Below are 20,344 nucleotides of genomic sequence, written 5' to 3'. Positions count from 1 at the left end.
TTTCTTCTCGCTGCGTCGTTTTCGTCAACTTTGGAGTGTTTACAACAATGGCAAAAATCGTCGACATCAAAGGTCGTGAAGTTCTCGACTCCCGTGGCAACCCCACTGTCGAAGCGGACGTGCTTCTCGACAACGGCATCATCGGCAGCGCCTGCGCGCCGTCCGGTGCTTCCACTGGCTCGCGCGAAGCGCTGGAGCTGCGTGATGGCGACAAGAGCCGTTACCTGGGCAAGGGCGTGCTGAAAGCCGTCGCCAACATCAACGGTCCGATCCGCGAACTGTTGCTGGGCAAGGACCCTGCCGACCAGAAGGCCCTCGACCAGGCCATGATCAAGCTCGACGGCACCGAAAACAAAGCCACTCTGGGCGCCAACGCGATCCTCGCAGTGTCCCTGGCCGCCGCCAAAGCCGCCGCTCAGGACCAGGACCTGCCTTTGTACGCCCACATTGCCAACCTCAACGGTACGCCAGGCGTGTACTCGATGCCGGTGCCAATGATGAACATCATCAACGGCGGCGAACATGCCGATAACAACGTCGACATCCAGGAATTCATGGTGCAGCCGGTTGGCGCCAAGTCCTTCTCCGAAGGCCTGCGCATGGGCACCGAGATTTTCCATCACCTCAAGGCTGTGCTGAAGGCCCGTGGCCTGAGCACCGCCGTGGGTGACGAAGGCGGTTTCGCACCGAACCTGGCGTCCAACGAAGACGCCCTGAAAGTGATCTCCGAAGCCGTGGCCAACGCTGGCTACAAGCTGGGCACCGACGTGACCCTGGCCCTGGACTGCGCGGCCAGTGAGTTCTTCGAAGACGGCAAGTACAACCTGTCCGGCGAAGGCCAGGTGTTCACCGCCGAAGGGTTCGCCGACTACCTCAAGGGCCTGACCGAGCGCTATCCGATCATTTCCATCGAAGACGGCCTGGACGAGTCCGACTGGGCTGGCTGGAAAATCCTCACCGACAAGATCGGCGAGAAAACCCAGCTGGTGGGCGACGACCTGTTCGTGACCAACACCAAGATCCTGAAAGAAGGCATCGACAAGAAGATCGCCAACTCTATCCTGATCAAGTTCAACCAGATCGGCACCCTGACCGAAACCCTGGAAGCCATCCAGATGGCCAAGGCTGCCGGCTACACCGCCGTGATCTCCCACCGCTCCGGTGAGACCGAAGACTCGACCATTGCCGACCTGGCCGTGGGCACCGCGGCGGGCCAGATCAAGACCGGTTCGCTGTGCCGCTCCGACCGCGTTTCCAAGTACAACCAACTGCTGCGCATCGAAGAGCAGTTGAACGGCAAGGCCAAGTACAACGGTCGCGCCGAGTTTCGCGGTTAAGCGGTAAATGGTAAAAAGACAGCGGATTGCGTCGCAACAATTACCAACGCGGTGGTTTTGCCTCTAATCTGATGCCTTATCAAGCACAAGCCTGGATCTTCCAGGCTTCGTGCTATCAGACGCTTCAAAGTTTGGCATGGCGGTCTTTTTTCACTGGATACCTGATATTCGATGCGCAGTCCCAATTGGTTGTTTCTCGTCTTGCTCCTGTTGCTGGCCGGCCTGCAGTACCGCCTGTGGGTGGGTAATGGCAGCCTGGCGCAAGTGGCCGAGCTGAATCAGCAGATTGCCGACCAGCACGCCGAAAACGAGGCATTGCTGGAGCGCAATCGGGTGATGGACGCCGAAGTGATGGAACTGAAGAAAGGCATGGAGACCGTCGAAGAGCGGGCTCGCCATGAATTGGGCATGGTCAAGGAGGGCGAAACCCTCTACCAGTTGGCCCAATGAGCATTCGTCCACCGGCCTTCTGGGCCGTGATTCCTGCCGCGGGCGTTGGTGCTCGCATGGCCGCGGACCGACCCAAGCAATACCTTCAACTGGGCGCACGCACAATTCTTGAACACAGCCTCGGCTGTTTCCTCGATCACCCGACCGTCAAGGGCGTGGTGGTCAGCATTGCTCACGACGATCCCTATTGGCCGACCCTGGCCTGCGCCAGCGATCCCCGGATCCAGCGGGTGGACGGCGGCGAGCAGCGTTCGGATTCGGTCCTCAATGCATTGCTGCACTTACACGAACAGGGCGCCGACGATTTCGATTGGGTGCTGGTTCACGACGCTGCGCGTCCCAATCTCGCCCGGGTCGACCTGGATACGTTGCTCCATGAGCTGGCGAACGACCCGGTCGGTGGCCTGCTGGCCGTCCCGGCTCGCGACACCCTCAAGCGCGCCGACAAGCATGGCCGTGTGTTGGAGACCGTCGATCGCAGCGTGATCTGGCAAGCCTATACACCGCAGATGTTCCGTCTTGGCGCCTTGCACCGGGCCCTGGCCGACAGCCTGGTGGCCGATGCCGTGATAACCGATGAAGCGTCCGCCATGGAGTGGGCGGGGCAAGCGCCTCGGCTGATTGAAGGGCGGGCGGATAACATCAAGGTCACCCGGCCGGAAGACCTTGAGTGGTTGCGCCAGCGGTGGGCGAATCGGCGTTAAGCGAGCAATGGAGGCGTCTTCAGGATCGCCATCGCGAGCAGGCTCGCTCCCACAAGGGATGTTGTCTGTACGCAAAGTTTGTATCCGCTGAAGATCCACTGTGGGAGCGAGCCTGCTCGCGATAGCAATCGATCAGGCAATATAAAACCAGCGTTACCCCCGATACTCCGGCCGCTCAGCCAACCCTTCCTTCAAGTAATCCACCAACTTGCGCACCTTCGGCGACAGATGTCGCTGCTGCGGATAAAGCGCCCATACCGCCGTGTTTGGGGGCTGATGGGCTTCCAGCAACGAAATCAACGCACCGCTGTGCAGATGCTCCAGCACGTAATAATCCGGCAACTGGCACAACCCCACGCCTTGCAACGCAGCGTCCAGCACCGCTTGCCCGCTGTTGCAGCGCCAGTTTCCCTGCACCCGCTGGGAAAATTCCCGGCCGTTCTGCTCCAGTTGCCAGATGTCGGAGCTGCCGATCAGGCAGTTGTGGCGGCTCAGTTCCGACAAGCTATGGGGCCGACCATAACGTTCCAGGTAGGACGGCGAAGCGCAAAGGTACATCCGCCGCGGTGCCAGGCGCGTGGCTACCAGCCGTGAGTCCTGCAAGCGGCCGAGGCGAATCGCCAGGTCCAGGCCTTCATGCACCAGGTCCAGCGCGCGATTGCTCAGCTCGATGTCCACCCGTAACTGTGGATAGATCCCCATGAACCGCGTCACCAATGGCACGATGAACCGTTCACCGTAGGCAACGGCACAGGTCAGGCGCAGCATGCCCTTGGGTTCGCTGGCAAGATCACCGACGGCCCGCAATGCTTCCTCGCGCCCATCCTGCAAGCGCTGGCAATGCTGCAAGAAGGTCTGCCCGGCTTCGGTCAGCGTTACCCGACGGGTACTTCGATAAAGCAAGCGTGTCTGCAGGCGCTCCTCAAGCCGTACGATTTGTCGACTGATATGGGAAGACGACACACCGAGACGTTCGGCTGCGGCGGTGAACTGGCTGCATTCGGCCACAGCCACGAACTCATCGATGCCTTCCCAGCGGTTGTCTGACATGGCTGATTATCCCTATATGGCAATAATGTTTTGCTTTCGGCTGGATTATTCAGTTTCCGGCATAGGATTACACTCCTTGTCTCGTTTTATTTTGCTGGAGTATCCGGATGATCAAGTCACGCGCTGCCGTTGCCTTCGAGGCCAAGAAACCCCTGGAAATCGTTGAAGTCGACGTGGCCATGCCCAAGGCGGGCGAAGTGCTGTTGCGCGTGGTGGCTTCGGGCGTTTGTCACACCGATGCCTACACGCTGTCCGGCGCTGACCCGGAAGGGATCTTCCCCTCGATTCTTGGCCATGAAGGCGGCGCCATTGTCGAAGCCATCGGCGAGGGTGTGACATCGGTGGCGGTGGGTGACCATGTGATCCCGCTGTACACCCCGGAGTGCGGCCAGTGCAAATTCTGTAAGTCGGGCAAGACCAACCTCTGCCAGGCCATCCGCGCCACCCAGGGCAAAGGCCTGATGCCGGACGGTACTTCGCGCTTTTCCTACAAGGGCGAGTCGATTTTCCACTACATGGGTACGTCGACGTTCTCTGAATACACCGTGCTGCCGGAAATCTCCGTAGCGAAGATCCAGAAAGATGCGCCCCTGGAAAAGGTCTGCCTGCTGGGTTGCGGCGTTACCACCGGCATCGGCGCCGTGTTGAACACCGCCAAGGTCAAGCCGGGTGACACCGTGGCGATCTTCGGCCTGGGCGGTATCGGGCTTTCGGCCGTGATCGGTGCCGTGAAGGCCAAGGCCGCGCGCATCATCGCCATCGACATCAACCCGGCCAAGTTCGAAATCGCCAAGCAGCTGGGCGCCACCGATTGCGTCAATCCGAAAGATTTCGACCGTCCGATCCAGGAAGTCATTGTCGACATGACAGACGGCGGCGTGGACTTTTCCTTCGAGTGCATCGGCAATGTGCAGTTGATGCGTGCCGCCCTGGAATGCTGCCATAAAGGTTGGGGCGAATCGGTGATCATCGGCGTGGCCGGGGCCGGCCAGGAGATCGCCACCCGTCCGTTCCAACTGGTAACCGGACGCGTCTGGCGCGGTTCGGCGTTTGGCGGCGTGCGCGGTCGCAGCGAACTGCCGAGCTACGTGGACATGGCTGAAAAGGGCGAGATCCCGCTGGATACCTTCATCACTCACACCATGGGCCTGGAGGACATCAACAAGGCATTCGACTTGATGCATGAAGGCAAGAGCATCCGTACCGTTATTCATTTCTGAGGTCGGTCATGAGCCTGGAAAACATTTCCTGCCAGAAGAGCTTCGGCGGCTGGCACAAGCGTTACCGGCACCGTTCCGAAGTGCTGGGTTGCGACATGGTCTTCGCCGTGTATCTGCCGCCGCAAGCGGAGCAGGGCGGTAAGTTGCCGGTGCTGTACTGGTTGTCCGGCTTGACCTGCACGGACGAAAATTTCATGCAAAAGGCCGGCGCCCAGCGCATGGCCGCCGAGTTGGGCTTGATCATCGTCGCGCCGGACACCAGCCCCCGTGGCGCCGAAGTGCCCGGTGATCCGGACGGTGCGTGGGACTTCGGCCTGGGGGCAGGGTTCTATCTGAACGCCACGCAGGATCCTTGGGCGCGACACTATCGGATGCATGACTATGTCGTGCAGGAATTGCCGGCGTTGGTCGAAGCGCATTTCCCGGCTTCGGATAAGCGTGGCATCAGCGGTCATTCCATGGGCGGTCATGGCGCGCTGGTCTGCGCCTTGCGCAACCCCGGGCGTTACCGTTCGGTGTCGGCCTTTTCTCCGATCAACAATCCGATGGATTGCCCGTGGGGACAGAAAGCGTTCGCCCGCTACCTTGGGGAAGACCGTTCGAAATGGCGCGAATGGGATGCCTGCGCGTTGATCGCCGAAGCGGGAGAAAAGCTGCCGCTGTTGGTGGACCAGGGTGATCGCGATGATTTCCTCGCCAACCAGCTCAAGCCCGAAGCCTTGCAACAGGCGGCCAAGGCGGCCGATCACCCGTTGGAACTGCGGCTGCAACCCGGCTATGACCACAGCTACTTCTTCATTGCCAGCTTCATCGATGAACACTTGCAACATCATGCACGCGCCCTGAACGGCTAATGCAGGTAGAATCACGCCCTGACAAAAATCGGGGCGTTTTTTTTATGCGTATTGGCCACGGCTACGATGTTCACCGTTTTGCTGAAGGCGACTTCATTACTCTGGGCGGCGTGCGGATCGCACACGGCTTCGGGCTGCTTGCGCATTCTGATGGTGACGTGTTGCTGCACGCCTTGAGCGATGCCTTGCTCGGCGCTGCCGCCCTGGGCGATATCGGCAAGCATTTCCCTGACACCGACCCGCGATTCAAGGGCGCCGACAGCCGTGTGCTGCTACGTCACGTGGTTTCCTTGATCCATGCCAAGGGCTGGAAAGTGGGCAACGTCGACAACACCATCGTTGCCCAGGCGCCAAAGATGGCGCCGCACATCGAAGCGATGCGCCAGCGGATTGCCGAAGATCTCCAGGTAGACCTGGACCAGGTGAACGTGAAGGCCACCACCACCGAGAAGCTGGGCTTCGTCGGTCGGGAAGAAGGCATAGCCGTCCATTCCGTTGCCTTGTTGTTGCGCTCATGACCGAACTTGAACTACTGGGGCCACGGGCCTATGGCGAGTCGTTGGGCAGCGCGGTACTGAAAGCCACGGCGGAGGATTTCCAGGTCGATGAAGTGCTCGACATTCCGTTGACCGGCGATGGAGAGCACTTGTGGATCTGGGTGGAAAAACGCGGTTTGAACACCGAGGAGGCTGCCCGGCGTATCGCCAAGGCCGCCGGCGTGCCGCTGCGCACGGTCAGCTACGCCGGACTCAAGGATCGCCAGGCACTGACTCGTCAGTGGTTCAGCGTGCAATTGCCAGGCAAGGCCGACCCGGACCTGTCGGCGGCCGAAAACGACACCCTGAAAATCCTCAAGACCGCCCGCCACAGGCGCAAGCTGCAGCGCGGTGCGCACTCGGCCAACGGTTTTACCTTGCGCCTGACCCAGTTCACAGGCGACAAAGCGGCGATCGAGGCACGCCTGCAACAAATTGTTCGCCAGGGCATCCCTAACTATTTCGGCGCCCAGCGCTTCGGCCACGAAGGTGGCAATGTTGTCGATGCTCGTGCATGGGCGGCGCGCAAAGCCTTGCCGGAACAGCGCAACGTGCGTTCACGCCTGCTGTCGACGGCCCGCAGTTTTCTCTTCAACAAAGTGCTGGCGGCCAGAGTGGCCGACGGTACCTGGCAACACGCCCAGGTGGGCGATCTGCTGGCTTTCACCGACAGCCGCAGTTTTTTCCCGGCCGGGGAGGCTGAATGCAGCGATCCGCGCCTGGCGATTCTCGATCTGCACCCGACCGGTCCCCAATGGGGCGAAGGCCCTTCACCCGCCGCTGGCGTGGTCTTTGAATTAGAGCAGGCCGTCGCCCAGAGCGAGGCGGACCTGCGCGACTGGTTGATAAACGCGGGGATGAGTCACGAACGTCGCATCCTGCGGCTGCCCATTGGCGGGCTGTCGTGGCATTATCCCTCGCTGGACATTCTGCAATTGGAATTCGTCCTGCCGGCCGGATGTTTCGCCACTGTCTTGGTGCGCGAACTCGTCGATCTGGTGCCTGCAGGGCAGACGGACAACCCATGCGTATTCTGATTTCTAACGACGACGGGGTGACAGCACCCGGTCTTGCCGCGCTTTATGCTGCGCTGGCGGATTTTGCCGAGTGCGTGGTGATCGCCCCGGACCAGGACAAAAGCGGCGCCAGCAGTTCGCTGACGATCGATCGTCCGTTGCACCCTTGCTATCTGGACAATGGTTTCATCAGCCTCAACGGTACGCCGACCGATTGCGTGCACCTGGGCCTGAACGGCCTGTTGGAGCGCGAGCCGGACATGGTGGTCTCAGGTATTAACCTGGGGGCAAACCTGGGGGACGATGTGCTGTATTCGGGTACGGTTGCCGCGGCCCTGGAAGGTCGTTTCCTGAACCACACCTCTTTTGCCTTTTCGTTTGTTTCACGGCAGGTCGACAACTTGCCTACCGCCGCCTACTTCGCCCGCAAGCTGGTGGAGGCCCACGGCGAACTGGACCTGCCGCCGCGCACGGTGCTGAACGTGAACATCCCGAATTTGCCGCTAGACCATATCCGTGGCATCCAGCTCACTCGCCTGGGCCATCGTGCCCGCGCGGCCAAACCGATGCATGTCGTCGATCCGCGCGGCAAGGCCGGCTACTGGATCGCGGCCGCCGGCGACGCCGAAGATGGCGGGCCTGGCACGGACTTCCATGCGGTCATGCAGGGCTACGTCTCGATCACGCCGTTGCAGCTGGATCGAACCTTCAACGATGCCTTCAGGCATCTCGAAGGCTGGCTGGAGGGGCTGCACTGATGTCACGTGAACAAGACGATATGCTGCGCCGGGGAATTGGCATGACCTCCCAGCGCACCCGGGAACGGTTGATCCAGCGGCTTTACGAAGAAGGGCTGTCGAATGCCCAGGTGCTGGAGGTGATTCGTCGCACGCCGCGTCACCTGTTCGTCGATGAGGCGCTGGCCCATCGCGCCTATGAAGACACGGCGTTGCCGATCGGCCATAACCAGACCATTTCCCAGCCTTATATGGTGGCCCGCATGAGCGAGCTGCTGCTGGAGGCTGGGCCGCTGGACAAGGTGCTGGAGATCGGCACGGGTTCGGGCTATCAGACCGCCGTGTTGTCGCAGTTGGTGGAACGTGTGTTTTCCGTGGAGCGGATCAAGGTGCTGCAAGATCGCGCCAAGGAACGTCTCGTGGAATTGAATCTTCGCAACGTGGTATTTCGCTGGGGAGACGGTTGGGAAGGCTGGCCAGCGTTGGCGCCTTATAACGGCATTATTGTCACGGCGGTGGCCACAGACGTCCCCCAGGCCTTGTTGGATCAGCTTGCTCCGGGCGGACGACTGGTCATTCCGGTCGGTGCGGGTGAAGTCCAGCAGCTGATGTTGATTGTGCGCGAAGAGCACGGTTTTTCACGACACGTCCTCGGGGCGGTGCGTTTCGTACCGTTGCTCAACGGGCCGTTGGCCTGAGCATTTGTGATCGGATGCTGAATTCCAGGACACGGACTGTGTCTTACGGCAGCACCCGTTCGCCGGGCTTCGGTTTGCCAGATAACGTTAAACAGCGTCGAGCAAACGTGTGCGGGCGGCCATTGCGCTTCCTTTATAGACGCGCAATGTCGGCGAGCCATAGGGCAACATGTCTGCCTGGGCAGGCAGTTTCGAATTTCTTCAGCCACCACAAAGGGAGCGGCGGGTGAGTCTCACAGTCATTGCGCAGCGTATGGGTATCACGAGCTTAAAGCGCCTGGTGACTGGCCTTCTCTTGGGTACCTTGCTGGTCGGTTGTTCCAGCACGCCTTCGGGTAACGTCCGAGTGGTCGATCGCAACAATGCGACACCGCAACGGCCAACGGTCACGACCGGCCAGTATGTAGTCCGGCGTGGCGATACGCTGTTTTCCATCGCTTTTCGCTACGGCTGGGACTACAAAGCCCTCGCGGCCCGGAACAACATTCCTGCGCCTTATACGATCCACCCAGGTCAGACAATTCGCTTTGACGGGCGCAGCGGTTCAACGCCTACGGCGGTCGTCACCCAGTCCGGTTCCACACCTTCTTCCTCGAGTAAAACCACGGTTATCCGTCGTCCGGCGGGTGCCGCGCCGGCGGCTGTACCGTCCGTCGCGAACAAGCCGGCCCCTGCTCCGATGCCTCCTGCAGGCCCCGCCCCGACTGGCTGGGGATGGCCTTCTAATGGCGTTCTCATTGGAAAATTCTCTTCAAACGGTAGTTTGAATAAAGGAATTGATATCGCCGGGGATTTGGGACAGCCTGTTTTAGCCGCGTCTGATGGCACGGTTGTGTACGCCGGGAGTGGTTTGAGGGGCTACGGCGAACTCGTGATCATCAAACACAGCGATACCTACGTCAGTGCCTACGGTCACAACCGCAGGCTGTTGGTTCGGGAGGGGCAGCAGGTCAAGGTCGGACAGACAATTGCCGAGATGGGATCAACGGGTACAGACCGGGTGAAGCTGCATTTTGAGATTCGCCGACAAGGTAAACCTGTAGATCCGCTGCAATTCCTGCCACGTCGTTGATTCGGTTGTCAGCCTGTTCCGTCACGTAGAGGGAACAGGCTCCAGCGTTGCCAAGGATAAAGGCGTCGCTCGAGCTTGAGGTCGAACTCACCAAAGGACTATAACAATGGCTCTCAGTAAAGAAGTGCCGGAGTTTGACATCGACGATGAGGTTCTCCTTATGGAGACCGGCATCGCTATGGATTCGATGTCGAATGATGAAGGGGCGACTCCACCTTCCGTTCGTGCCAAATCCAAACACTCCGCTTCACTTAAACAACATAAGTACATTGACTACACCCGGGCGCTGGACGCCACTCAGCTGTACCTCAACGAAATCGGTTTCTCGCCGCTGCTCTCCCCCGAGGAAGAAGTTCATTTTGCGCGCCTGTCGCAACGTGGCGACCCGGCCGGTCGGAAACGCATGATTGAAAGCAACCTGCGCCTGGTGGTGAAAATCGCCCGACGTTATGTCAATCGTGGGCTTTCGCTGCTGGACCTGATCGAAGAGGGAAACCTGGGGCTGATTCGCGCTGTCGAGAAATTCGACCCCGAGCGCGGCTTCCGTTTCTCGACCTACGCGACCTGGTGGATCCGCCAGACCATCGAACGGGCGATCATGAACCAGACCCGGACCATTCGGCTGCCGATCCATGTGGTCAAGGAGTTGAATGTCTATCTGCGGGCTGCCCGTGAACTGACCCAAAAGCTGGACCACGAACCTTCACCTGAAGAAATCGCCAACCTGCTGGAAAAACCTGTGGGTGAGGTCAAGCGCATGCTTGGGCTCAATGAGCGGGTTTCGTCGGTGGACGTTTCCCTGGGGCCGGACTCTGACAAGACGCTGCTCGATACCCTGACCGATGACCGTCCCACCGATCCATGCGAGTTGCTCCAGGATGACGATTTGTCCCAGAGCATCGACCAGTGGCTCTCGGAGCTTACGGACAAGCAACGGGAAGTGGTGATTCGCCGCTTCGGCTTGCGCGGCCATGAAAGCAGCACGCTGGAAGATGTCGGCCTGGAGATTGGTTTGACTCGGGAGCGGGTGAGGCAGATCCAGGTCGAAGGCCTCAAGCGCCTCCGGGAGATCCTGGAGAAAAATGGCCTGTCGAGCGAATCGTTGTTTCAATAACACTCACCAAGCGCAGCAGAGAAAGCCCCGACTGGTTCGGGGCTTTTGCGTTTCTGGGCCATTTGATTTTCCAGTCCTACCCATTTTGTAGTTTCAGTTTGTAAGCCTTTGCCTACTGTTACGTAAGCGTTCGGTTTTCCTTCAATGGGACAGATGACTAACGAATGCGGTGAAAAATAGTTAACTAGTTGTTTTTAAACAAGATAAGTTTCTGTGAACGAACTGTTACAGAGGGCAGGAAGACGCCTGCGGGCCATTGCACAGAAATGGGAAAACACTAATATCAGTCCTGTGTCGACGGACAGACACACCTGTCAAGGATGATGGGAAGGAAAGGATATCGCAGGATGCGATTCATCAGGACGATGAATAGGATTAAAGGGATTAGGGAAAAAATGTGGGCGGGTCAAACCGCCCCTTTTTTTTGCCTGCGATTTTGTTTTCAACCAGCAAAAAGGCCCGCAAGGGGCCTTTGGTGACGCGGGAAAGATCAGCGCTCGAGGTCTGCGATCTTGCCTGGCTTGCCATCCCACTCTTCAGCGTCCGGCAAGGCGTCTTTCCTTTCGGTGATGTTCGGCCAGATGTCCGCCAATTCAGCGTTCAGCTCGATGAAGTTCTCCATGCCAGCTGGCACTTCGTCTTCCGAGAAAATGGCATTCGCCGGGCATTCCGGTTCACACAGGGCGCAGTCGATGCACTCGTCCGGGTGAATGACCAGGAAATTCGGGCCTTCGTAAAAGCAGTCCACCGGACACACTTCTACGCAGTCGGTGTACTTGCACTTGATGCAGTTGTCGGTGACGACGAAGGTCATTTCTAATTCTCTCCTCAGGCGGCTGCGGCGAAGCCCCTTCACGGTAGGGGTCGCGGGGTTCGGGAGCGATAGTCTGCAAACCCAGGCTAATAGGCAGCAGCATCCCAAACCGCGCGAGATTCTAACAGCTTGAAAGCCTGTGCGTTAGATCCGTGTCTTCAATGTATAAAGCAATTCGAGTGCACGGCGTGGCGTCAGGTCGTCCAGGTCAACCTTGGCCAGTTCATCCAGCACCGGATGGGGCAGGCTGGCGAACAGGTCGCTTTGCTGCGGCGCGGCCGGTTTGCCTTTGGTCGGGCGGGGTACTTCGTGGGGCAGGCTGGTGGTTTCCAGGCGGCTCAGGTGCTCGCGGGCGCGGGTGATGACATCGCTCGGCACGCCGGCTAGCTGCGCCACCGCCAACCCGTAGCTCTGGCTGGCTGGGCCGGGCAACACGTGATGCAGGAAGACGATGCGTTCGTTGTGCTCGGTGGCGTTGAGGTGGACGTTTGCTACCAGCGGTTGGCTTTCCGGCAGTACGGTCAATTCGAAGTAGTGCGTGGCGAACAGCGTGTAGGCGCGCAGTTGAGCCAGGCGTTCAGCGGCAGCCCACGCCAGGGACAGGCCGTCGAAGGTGCTGGTGCCCCGGCCGACTTCGTCCATCAGCACCAGGCTGCGTTCGGTGGCGTTGTGCAGGATGTTAGCGGTTTCGCTCATTTCCACCATGAACGTCGAACGCCCACCCGCCAGGTCATCGCTGGAGCCGATCCGGGTGAAGATGCGGTCCACCAGGGAAAGTTCGCAGCTGGCCGCCGGCACGAAGCTGCCGATGTGGGCCAGCAGCACGATCAACGCCGTCTGGCGCATGTAGGTGGACTTACCGCCCATGTTCGGGCCGGTGATCACCAACATGCGGGTATTGTCGTCCAGGCTCAGGTCGTTGGCCACGAACGGCGTGGTCAGTACTTGCTCGACCACCGGGTGACGACCCTGGCTGATGCGCATGCACGGTTCGCTGACGAAGCGCGGGCAGTTCAGGTCCAGGTTCAACGCGCGTTCGGCCAGGTTGCTCAACACGTCCAGTTCAGCCAGGGCGGCGGCGGTGTCCTGCAGCGGCGGGAGCTGGCTGATCAAGTCTTCGAGCAGGGCTTCGTAGAGCATTTTTTCCCGGGCGAGGGCGCGGCTCTTGGCCGACAGCGCCTTGTCTTCGAACGCCTTGAGCTCCGGAGTGATGAAACGCTCGGCGCCCTTGAGGGTCTGGCGGCGAATGTAATCGGCCGGGGCTTGCTCGGCCTGCTTGCTCGGCAGTTCGATGAAGTAGCCGTGGATGCGGTTGTAGCCGACCTTGAGGTTGGCGAGGCCCGTACGGGCTTTTTCCCGGGCTTCGAGGTCGATCAGGAACTGGCCGGCGTTCTCGCTCAGCGATTGCAGTTCGTCGAGCTCGGCGTCGTAGCCGGTTTTCAGCACGCCACCGTCACGGATCACCGCCGGCGGATTGTCGATAATTGCTTTTTCCAACAGCGCGGCCAGTTCCGGGTAGGTGCTGGTGATGCGCGCCAGTTGTTGCAGGTGCGGTGCTTCGATGTCGGTCATCGCCACTTGCAGTTCCGGCAGCGCGCCGAGGGCGTCGCGCAGGCGCGCCAAGTCACGGGGACGGGCGTTGCGCAGGCCGATACGGGCGAGGATCCGCTCGATGTCGCCGATTTCCTTGAGCTGCGGTTGCAACTGCTCGAAGCGATAACGGTCCAGCAGGCAAGTAATGGAAGACTGGCGCGCTGTCAGTACCGTCAGGTCCCGCAGCGGACGGTTCAACCAGCGGGTCAACAGGCGGCTGCCCATGGCGGTCTGGCAGCGATCGACCACCGACTGCAAGGTGTTGTCGCGTCCGCCGGCCAGGTTGGTGTCCAGCTCCAGGTTGCGTCGACTCGCGCCGTCCAGCACCACCGTGTCATCCAGGCGTTCGTGACGCAGGCTGCGCAAGTGGGGCAGGGCGGTGCGCTGGGTTTCCTTGGCGTAGGCCAGCAGGCAACCGGCAGCGCCGATGGCCAGGGTCAGGTTTTCGCAACCAAAGCCCTTGAGGTCTTGCGTGGCGAACTGTTGGCAAAGACTTTTCAGCGCCGAATCGCGCTCGAAGTCCCACGGTGCCCGACGACGTACGCCACGGCGTTTTTCCGCCGGCAGGTCTTTGGGCCAGTCGTCGGGAATCAACAGCTCCACCGGGTTGACCCGTTCCAGCTCCGCCAACAGATTTTCCCAGCCCTTGATTTCCAGCACCGAGAAATTGCCGCTGGTGATGTCCAGCACCGCTAGACCGAACAGGCGCTCGTCGCCCAGGACTGCAGCAATCAGGTTGTCCCGACGCTCGTCCAGCAAGGCTTCGTCACTGACCGTGCCCGGCGTGATGATCCGCACGACCTGGCGTTCCACCGGCCCTTTGCTGGTGGCCGGGTCGCCGACTTGCTCGCAAATCACCACGGACTCGCCGAGTTTGACCAGCTTCGCCAGATAACCTTCCGCTGCGTGGTAAGGAATCCCACACATCGGAATCGCCATGCCCGCCGATTGCCCACGCGCCGTCAGGGTGATGTCCAGCAGCTTGGCGGCTTTCTTCGCATCTTCGTAGAAGATCTCGTAGAAGTCGCCCATGCGGTAGAACATCAGCTGATCGGGGTGCTGGTTCTTCAGGCGCCAGTACTGCTGCATCATCGGCGTGTGGGAGGACAGGTCGTTCACGGCTGTATTCATTGGGGTCAGGCAAAGCTCGTTGAAAGGTGTAGGCAAAAGGAGGGGCATCGGCCCGGCTTTTCCGCGATGGGCGCAAGGTTAACATGGGCGGTCTGATGCTACCCAGGGATGAGTGCTTCGATGTTGGTGAAGCTGGGCTTCTTCCTTCCGATATCGCTTCTAGATGCGGCGCGGAAATATGCCTGAGGTATGAAACCAGGCAACAAAAAGCCCGACACATGGTCGGGCTTCGTTCCAGTCTTGACATCAGGCTCGTTTCGCCTCGGCCTGCATCATGACTAGGTTTTGCTGCTTGGTAGCCTCCGTCAAAACCTCGCTATAAACACGCTTCTTTTGGTCCGATTTCGCGTTACGAATAAAATCGGCGAAGGTGCTCTTGGTTCCTTTGGACAAGCCAAGCTTGATCGAAATCATAGGTGCCCTCCTGATGGTGCTCCGAGCATGGCCTCTAGGTCCGCCCGCGTGTGTTGCTCAGGATATGGTAGTCAATCTTATCGACACCAGCCTTGTAAAGTCGTCCCGAATTGTCGATATGTTTGAGCAACAGATCTACATGGACATCACCTTGATACTCTAGCTTAAGCGCGTTCACGACGTCACGTGCTGCGAAGTATTGCTGGATGAAATGCTCTTTGTGAATCCTCCTACCCTCGGCCGCCTCACGAGCGTTGACAAACCCCCAGGCAAGCACAGGTGATTGATAGACATACAAAATTTGTATGAATCGGCCTTTTTTCAATGAGCGGTCGACGTTCCGTCTTGCAACATCTATGTTGGAAAACGTCCCGTCAAGGATAAACGATTGCCTTTGATCCAATGCGAAATCCAGGATTTTGTCGACCAGAATCGAAACCCCACCCTGAAAAAGCCACGAATTTGTTCCCGTATAAGCTGGAAACTCACTTCGCAGCTCATCAGCATCTATCCGTAGAATGGCGGTATCCGCAAAGAGATTCACCAAAGCTATTGAGGCCTCGGTTTTACCTGCGCCAGGGGAACCCGCCATGAAAACTGATACCGGCGCTTCTTCTGGTGGATAAAGCTCCTTATCTGTAAGTCGTTTTGCGATTGCTTTTTTATTGGATCGAGCGAAGCGCAATGCGTCTTCATAAACGGTTCGATCTGCTAAAGCCACTTCCTGATTGCGAGTGTTGGCATCCTCCATCATTAATCTAATCCTTTTTAATATTCCTGTGTTTGCCGGACTCAAGCGACCTATTGGTGTCCAGTGCTGTCCATGATGGAAATCGGTGAAGCGGTGGCGAGGGAGCCTGCTTCTGCTTGAGTGCGGAGTGCACACAAAAAAGGAGGGCTCCCAAGCCCAGCGGAGCGAACTCCCCCAACAAGCTCTTCGTTTTCTTAAGTGAACACTATGGCTATACATACGGCCATTTATGTTTCTGCTTAATGGGACCTGTTTACCTCACCTCAACCACATCCAACGCCCGGTTCGCCAGCAACTGGCTCAGCTCGATCATCTGTTGAACCCCCAGCAGGATATTCCGCCGCGAGCCCTTCAGGTCGAATGCCAGGTCGCTGACCATGGCGTTGGCCGAGGCCAGGGTTTCGCTGAGGTTGGCGAGCAGGCATTCGGCGTCGATGTTGGGAGCTATGACATAGAGCGTATCGAGTGATTCTGAGGTTTCTTTGTCGGTTTTCGGCTTGAGGTAGTAGTTCAGGGCGCGGGTGGCCGCGTCGTCGAGTTTCTTGGCGTTGGCCGATTGGGTGCGGGAGATGTGATCGTCTGGGGGATTTGGAGTGTTCTTGCTCATGATGCTTGGATCCTCGAAGTGGGAGCCATCACCGATTCGCTACTAAACGAAGTGGGTGGCAGCTGTACGCAGGTTAGTAGACCGGGGATCCAAGAAACCGGCGCACCCGAGGGCGCCCTGCGCACAGCTACCATCGAATACAGGAATGGGAATACCTGACTGGATGGAGCGATGTACATCTTGGAAATACCGGGCTACTAAACCCGATCACTGATGGGCAGTGACAGGATCAAAAGTACCGGTGGCCCCCAAGGCGCACAAGCCGGCGGATTCTGGCGTAGTTGTAGGCAGAGGCGCAAGGAAACGTAGCCTTGGGTCGCACATTTGAAGGACGCCTTTGAAGCCTTTTCCCAAGGGCTTGTAGGACGAATTCCGTGGCGAGGGAGCTTGCTCCCGCTGGGCTGCGCAGCAGACCCTTCTTGTGAGCGCTTCGCACTCAAGCGGGAGCAAGCTCCCTCGCCACAAGAAATGCGCGACGCTGGAATTGCATATTTATGCAAATCAGCATTTGTCTTCCGCCAAAAGAACAAGCATTATGCGCGTTATGCAAAAACGCAACGTTTCTACTGTATTAAGAGTATTGCTCGATCAGCACGGGATCTCCCCCACGGAGCTTCACCGGCGTACCGGCGTGCCTCAGTCCACCCTCTCGCGGATCCTCAGCGGCAAGATCGTCGACCCTTCGGATAAACACATCTCGAAGATCGCCGAATATTTTGCCGTGAGCACCGACCAGTTGCGCGGGCGCGCGGACGTTGTGCCCGCCGGCAATGCCCGCCGCGACGAGCCGCATTCCGAACTCAAGGACATAAGCCTGTGGGACGATGACACACCCGTCGAGGAAGACGAGGTGTCCGTTCCTTTTCTGCGTGAGGTTGAATTGGCTGCTGGATCAGGAAGATTCGTCATCGAGGAAAGCGAGCGCTCCAGCCTGCGCTTCGGCAAGCGCAGCCTGCGCCACAACGGCGTGCAGTTCGACCAGGCCAAGTGTGTGACGGTACGCGGCAACAGCATGTTGCCGGTGCTGCGTGACGGCGCCACGGTTGGGGTGAACGCGGGCAAATGCGGGATCGGCGACATTGTCGACGGTGACCTCTACGCCATCAACCACAACGGCCAACTGCGGGTGAAACAGCTATACCGCTTGCCCACTGGCATTCGTCTGCGCAGCTTCAACCGCGATGAACATCCGGATGAGGACTACACGTTCCAGGAAATGCAGGACGAGCAGATCGTCATCCTCGGTCACGTCTTCTGGTGGGGCATGTACGCCCGTTAACCCCTCCGCTGTCAGATAAAACCCGCCGCCGCGCGGGTTTTTTTTCGCCTCCTGAAAAGTGGCAACCCTCAGTGTTTCTGCGGGCTTCATGCGTTGATGCATTTGCCATGCATAAATAAATGCATTTACGCATTGACTGTATATGCATCCATGCATATTCTGTGTCCAAGCCGCTCGACAAAGCGGCTGGCAACAAAGCTCTTTAGTTCTACCCACAGGCAGCGATGAACCGGCCTTAACGGTTCAGAGGGTTGGCAACTGGCCCGGGTGTGCAGCGTAAAGCACCAGAAGCAGTTATCCGGCGGGCAGGGACCGCGGCCGGAAAAACAATTTGAATGGATCCGTACCGCGCCAGTCGCGCCGAAAGATCAAGCGCATTACTGAAAAGCCTGGGTAACCGGGCTTTTTGGAATGCCTCTGCCGCGAGGCACTTCAAACCGCCGCCAATGGGAGGGCTTTCGATGCTGAAGGATTTCAGATGCGGTCACTGTAAAAAACTTCTGGCCCGGATGGGCGAGAACACCGAACTCCAGATCAAGTGTTCCCGATGCGGGACGTTGAATCATGTGAAGGCCGTTGAGCTTCGAGTGAACGCCGTCGAGCGAACAGTGTGCGGAATAGACCCTGCACGCCGTACTCAATGACATCATCGAGGTAAGAAAAATGAAACTGCTCAAAAAAGCCCTACTAACAACTGTGTTTTTGTCGTCCTTCGTATCCCTGAACAGTTGGGCTGATACGGCCCTGTCGTGGAACCTGGCCCGGGACATGTACCTGATGACCGAAGCCGCACCGGCCGGTTCGCCGTGGTCGTTCATGCAAAACAAATCGGGCGTGAATGCCTCGGCCAACTACACGCTCTTTCCGACATTTCAGGCCGGGGTCTGTAGTGGCAAGCCAACGACATGCTGGCGCGACGATGTGACGGGCGCTTGGATCTCCATTCCAAATGAAAGCTTCACCTTCACCGGCTCGGGCACCAGCTTCGTGTTCAAGCAGGGCGATGTCGCCACGCATCCCGGTACCAACAGCCAGAGCATCTTCCGCTGGGCCAGTCCCGTCACCGGCAATATCAACGTACTGGGCCGGGTCAATGACCTGCATAACGCTTGCGGGGACGGTGTCGGCTGGTCGCTCAACCTGGGCGACACGGTGCTTCAGTCCGGGAGCCTGGCAAACGGAGGCACTACCACGTTCATGTTGAACAACGTCGCCGTCACGCCGGCGTCTTCGCTTTATCTGGCCATCGATAGAAAGGCTAACAACTCTTGCGATGCGACCAGTGTGGACATGCTGATTACAAAGTGATGTCAGCTTTCAAATAACCCGACAAATGTTTGAACCCCGTTTCTAGCAACTTAATGGGTTGCACCGATCCACATCTCATTCCACTTCAAACAACTTCCCCGCCCAATCTTAATCACCCCAGGAAACGAGACATGACAAACGAGCAACAAGCGTTGCTGGACATGCCGATCTGGCTGGTCATCGTGCTCGCCCTGGTGGGCGGGGTGACTGGCGAGATGTGGCGTGCCGATAAGGAAGGCGCCCGTGGCTGGTCGCTGCTGCGGCGCCTGGCGCTGCGTTCCGGTGCCTGCATGGTCTGTGGCGTCTCGGCGATCATGCTGTTGTACGCCATGGGCCTGTCGATCTGGGCCGCTGGTGCCTTCGGTTGCCTTACCGCAATGGCCGGGGCGGACGTGGCCATAGGGCTTTACGAACGCTGGGCCGCCAAACGGATGGGCGTGAGTGAACTGCCGCCGCGTGATTCCCGTTCCGATCCACATTGATCCCTCACTGGCGTTCTTCGTGCCGCCGTAAAAAAGGAGGCCTCGATGCCTGCCGTCCTCGAAAAACCGTCGCAGCTGTTCTTCGCCATTGCCCAGACGCTGCGCGCCACTTATCCCGCCTTGAAGATCGGCAGCCCCCAAGAATTCGACGGCACCGACGACCAACCTTGGGTGCTGATCGCCATTGAGCGCGATGCGTCCGGCCTTCGCGCCAACGACGGGCGTATCGCCCATGTGCTGACGGTGTCTTTGCAGGTGGTCATGGCCGTTCCGGGATGGGACGCCTGCGATTTGGCCGCAGAGCTGAAGCAATTGGTCATGGATAACCGCTGGGGGCTGTCCGGTGATCAATGCGACCTGCCGACGGAGCTCGATGGCCTCCCGTCAACATTCATCCATCCGGCGCGGCAATACACCGCCTGGACCCTTTCTTTCAGCCAGGCCCTGTACCTGGGGCCAACGCTGCTGGATGACCCGTTGGGCATTCCGAAATTCGCGCGAACCTGGGAAGTCTTGAGCATCGACGACCCAGATCAATACACAGCACTCGAGGGTTGAACCATGTTTGATGCGCTGTTGCGGATGCATCTGGGGCCGATCATCGAGCGTCTGGCGCAGATGGAAACCGAGCTCGAAGACCTGCATCGGCGTGCGGAAAGTTTCTGTCGCATCGGTGTGTGTCAGGAAGTCGATGCCGCCACCAATACCTGCAAGGTCAGCCATGGCGGGCTGCTGACACCGGCGATCCGCTTCTTCAACCCGAGCGCCGGTGCCCAGAGCGAGTCGCGGATTCCGTCCGTGGGCGAGCAGTGCCTGTTGCTCAACCATGGCGGCGGCGACGGCGGTGGCCAAGCGGTGGCGCTGTTCGGCCTTAACGGTGGTCAGTTTCCGCCCGTCTCGACCCAGGCTTCGCTGACGCGTCGCCTCTATCAGGACGGCGCGGAAAACGGCTACGACCACGCCAGCCATGTCCTGCATTGGAACAACGGTCCGGCGGCATTCAGCGGTTCCCGCGAATCCCTCCGGTTGAACATTGGCCCATCCAGTTTGGTGATGACGCCGCAAACCATCGAGTTGCAACTGGGCGCTGTTGGCATTCGCCTCGACGCGTCGGGTGTGCACCTGAGCGGCCCGGTGGTGGATCACCAGGGACGCGTCATCAGTACCGCATAAGAGA

The 20,344-nt window shown here is 59.0% G+C and carries 22 protein-coding genes and 1 pseudogene; 17 read left to right on the top strand and 6 right to left on the bottom strand.

Annotated features, from left to right (window positions below):
• Positions 1 to 47: 47 nt before the first annotated feature.
• The 3 genes from eno (at position 48) to ispD (ending at position 2,491) form a co-directional block, all read left to right on the top strand.
• Positions 48 to 1,337 (top strand): phosphopyruvate hydratase, encoded by a 1,290-nt coding sequence (gene eno / locus J3P90_RS20330; RefSeq protein WP_434650104.1) that lies wholly within the window; start codon positions 48 to 50, stop codon positions 1,335 to 1,337.
• A 171-nt stretch (positions 1,338 to 1,508) separates the two neighbouring features.
• Positions 1,509 to 1,787, top strand: coding sequence for a cell division protein FtsB (ftsB, locus tag J3P90_RS20325; RefSeq protein WP_420764249.1), 279 nt, complete (start codon positions 1,509 to 1,511; stop codon positions 1,785 to 1,787).
• Complete coding sequence (gene ispD, locus J3P90_RS20320) at positions 1,784 to 2,491, top strand: 2-C-methyl-D-erythritol 4-phosphate cytidylyltransferase (protein WP_420764250.1); 708 nt, start codon at positions 1,784 to 1,786, stop codon at positions 2,489 to 2,491. The genes ftsB and ispD overlap by 4 nt, the downstream gene beginning before the upstream one ends.
• 153 nt (positions 2,492 to 2,644) lie before the next feature.
• Here ispD and J3P90_RS20315 read toward each other — a convergent pair whose 3' ends face one another.
• A complete protein-coding gene (locus J3P90_RS20315) occupies positions 2,645 to 3,541 on the bottom strand; it encodes a LysR substrate-binding domain-containing protein (protein ID WP_420764251.1) in 897 nt (298 codons plus the stop codon).
• Between the two features lie 107 nt (positions 3,542 to 3,648).
• Between J3P90_RS20315 and J3P90_RS20310 the strand changes: the two genes are divergently transcribed.
• From J3P90_RS20310 to rpoS, 8 genes are all read left to right on the top strand, one after another.
• The gene (locus J3P90_RS20310) at positions 3,649 to 4,761 is read left to right on the top strand and encodes an S-(hydroxymethyl)glutathione dehydrogenase/class III alcohol dehydrogenase (RefSeq protein ID WP_434609841.1); all 1,113 of its coding nucleotides are present in this window, start codon (positions 3,649 to 3,651) and stop codon (positions 4,759 to 4,761) included.
• Between the two features lie 8 nt (positions 4,762 to 4,769).
• On the top strand, positions 4,770 to 5,615 hold the full coding sequence (fghA, locus tag J3P90_RS20305; RefSeq protein WP_434562551.1) for an S-formylglutathione hydrolase: 846 nt from the start codon (positions 4,770 to 4,772) through the stop codon (positions 5,613 to 5,615).
• Positions 5,616 to 5,659: 44 nt separating this feature from the next.
• Positions 5,660 to 6,133 carry a 2-C-methyl-D-erythritol 2,4-cyclodiphosphate synthase gene (ispF, locus tag J3P90_RS20300; RefSeq protein ID WP_434562553.1) on the top strand — a complete coding sequence of 158 codons (474 nt, stop codon included), beginning with the start codon at positions 5,660 to 5,662 and terminating at the stop codon, positions 6,131 to 6,133.
• Positions 6,130 to 7,188 carry a tRNA pseudouridine(13) synthase TruD gene (truD, locus tag J3P90_RS20295; RefSeq protein WP_434650105.1) on the top strand — a complete coding sequence of 353 codons (1,059 nt, stop codon included), beginning with the start codon at positions 6,130 to 6,132 and terminating at the stop codon, positions 7,186 to 7,188. The genes ispF and truD overlap by 4 nt, the downstream gene beginning before the upstream one ends.
• Positions 7,176 to 7,925, top strand: a complete 750-nt coding sequence (gene surE, locus J3P90_RS20290) for a 5'/3'-nucleotidase SurE (protein WP_420764256.1) — start codon at positions 7,176 to 7,178, stop codon at positions 7,923 to 7,925. Before truD ends, surE begins: the two co-directional genes overlap by 13 nt.
• A 41-nt stretch (positions 7,926 to 7,966) precedes the next feature.
• On the top strand, positions 7,967 to 8,602 hold the full coding sequence (locus J3P90_RS20285; protein ID WP_161796107.1) for a protein-L-isoaspartate(D-aspartate) O-methyltransferase: 636 nt from the start codon (positions 7,967 to 7,969) through the stop codon (positions 8,600 to 8,602).
• 226 nt (positions 8,603 to 8,828) lie between these two features.
• Positions 8,829 to 9,674 carry a peptidoglycan DD-metalloendopeptidase family protein gene (locus tag J3P90_RS20280; protein WP_420764257.1) on the top strand — a complete coding sequence of 282 codons (846 nt, stop codon included), beginning with the start codon at positions 8,829 to 8,831 and terminating at the stop codon, positions 9,672 to 9,674.
• Between the two features lie 106 nt (positions 9,675 to 9,780).
• Positions 9,781 to 10,788 (top strand): RNA polymerase sigma factor RpoS, encoded by a 1,008-nt coding sequence (rpoS, locus tag J3P90_RS20275; protein WP_420764258.1) that lies wholly within the window; start codon positions 9,781 to 9,783, stop codon positions 10,786 to 10,788.
• 490 nt (positions 10,789 to 11,278) lie between these two features.
• Here the strand turns inward: rpoS and fdxA are convergent, their stop codons facing one another.
• The 5 genes and pseudogenes from fdxA to J3P90_RS20250 form a co-directional block, all read right to left on the bottom strand.
• The gene (fdxA, locus tag J3P90_RS20270) at positions 11,279 to 11,602 is read right to left on the bottom strand and encodes a ferredoxin FdxA (protein WP_065886008.1); all 324 of its coding nucleotides are present in this window, start codon (positions 11,600 to 11,602) and stop codon (positions 11,279 to 11,281) included.
• A gap of 144 nt (positions 11,603 to 11,746) precedes the next feature.
• Entirely contained in the window at positions 11,747 to 14,314 is a 2,568-nt protein-coding gene (gene mutS / locus J3P90_RS20265; RefSeq protein WP_434675299.1) for a DNA mismatch repair protein MutS, read from the bottom strand.
• 258 nt (positions 14,315 to 14,572) lie between these two features.
• Positions 14,573 to 14,740: a hypothetical protein gene (locus tag J3P90_RS20260; protein ID WP_186611217.1), complete on the bottom strand. Its 168-nt coding sequence runs from the start codon at positions 14,738 to 14,740 to the stop codon at positions 14,573 to 14,575.
• Positions 14,737 to 15,491: pseudogene (locus J3P90_RS20255) on the bottom strand (zeta toxin family protein). Before J3P90_RS20255 ends, J3P90_RS20260 begins: the two are co-directional and overlap by 4 nt.
• Positions 15,492 to 15,744: 253 nt before the next feature.
• Positions 15,745 to 16,098 (bottom strand): DUF6124 family protein, encoded by a 354-nt coding sequence (locus J3P90_RS20250; RefSeq protein WP_434609853.1) that lies wholly within the window; start codon positions 16,096 to 16,098, stop codon positions 15,745 to 15,747.
• Between the two features lie 544 nt (positions 16,099 to 16,642).
• Here J3P90_RS20250 and J3P90_RS20245 point away from each other — a divergent pair.
• The 6 genes from J3P90_RS20245 to J3P90_RS20220 all read left to right on the top strand — a co-directional run bounded on the left by J3P90_RS20245 (position 16,643) and on the right by J3P90_RS20220 (position 20,340).
• The gene (locus tag J3P90_RS20245; protein WP_420764450.1) at positions 16,643 to 17,377 is read left to right on the top strand and encodes a LexA family transcriptional regulator; all 735 of its coding nucleotides are present in this window, start codon (positions 16,643 to 16,645) and stop codon (positions 17,375 to 17,377) included.
• A gap of 461 nt (positions 17,378 to 17,838) precedes the next feature.
• Entirely contained in the window at positions 17,839 to 18,021 is a 183-nt protein-coding gene (locus tag J3P90_RS20240) for a Com family DNA-binding transcriptional regulator (protein WP_434611523.1), read from the top strand.
• Between the two features lie 19 nt (positions 18,022 to 18,040).
• Complete coding sequence (locus tag J3P90_RS20235) at positions 18,041 to 18,685, top strand: hypothetical protein (RefSeq protein WP_434675298.1); 645 nt, start codon at positions 18,041 to 18,043, stop codon at positions 18,683 to 18,685.
• 131 nt (positions 18,686 to 18,816) lie between these two features.
• Positions 18,817 to 19,167 (top strand): phage holin family protein, encoded by a 351-nt coding sequence (locus J3P90_RS20230; RefSeq protein WP_420764262.1) that lies wholly within the window; start codon positions 18,817 to 18,819, stop codon positions 19,165 to 19,167.
• A gap of 45 nt (positions 19,168 to 19,212) precedes the next feature.
• Complete coding sequence (locus J3P90_RS20225; protein ID WP_434675297.1) at positions 19,213 to 19,725, top strand: hypothetical protein; 513 nt, start codon at positions 19,213 to 19,215, stop codon at positions 19,723 to 19,725.
• A 3-nt stretch (positions 19,726 to 19,728) separates the two neighbouring features.
• Positions 19,729 to 20,340: a phage baseplate assembly protein V gene (locus J3P90_RS20220; protein ID WP_434609857.1), complete on the top strand. Its 612-nt coding sequence runs from the start codon at positions 19,729 to 19,731 to the stop codon at positions 20,338 to 20,340.
• The last annotated feature ends 4 nt before the right edge of the window (positions 20,341 to 20,344 follow it).

Origin of the sequence: Pseudomonas sp. D3-10, assembly GCF_051132175.1 — a bacterium.
Classification (GTDB): Bacteria; Pseudomonadota; Gammaproteobacteria; order Pseudomonadales; family Pseudomonadaceae; genus Aquipseudomonas.
Note: the sequence above shows the minus strand (reverse complement) of the source record. Positions and strands in the feature narration are given on the sequence as shown.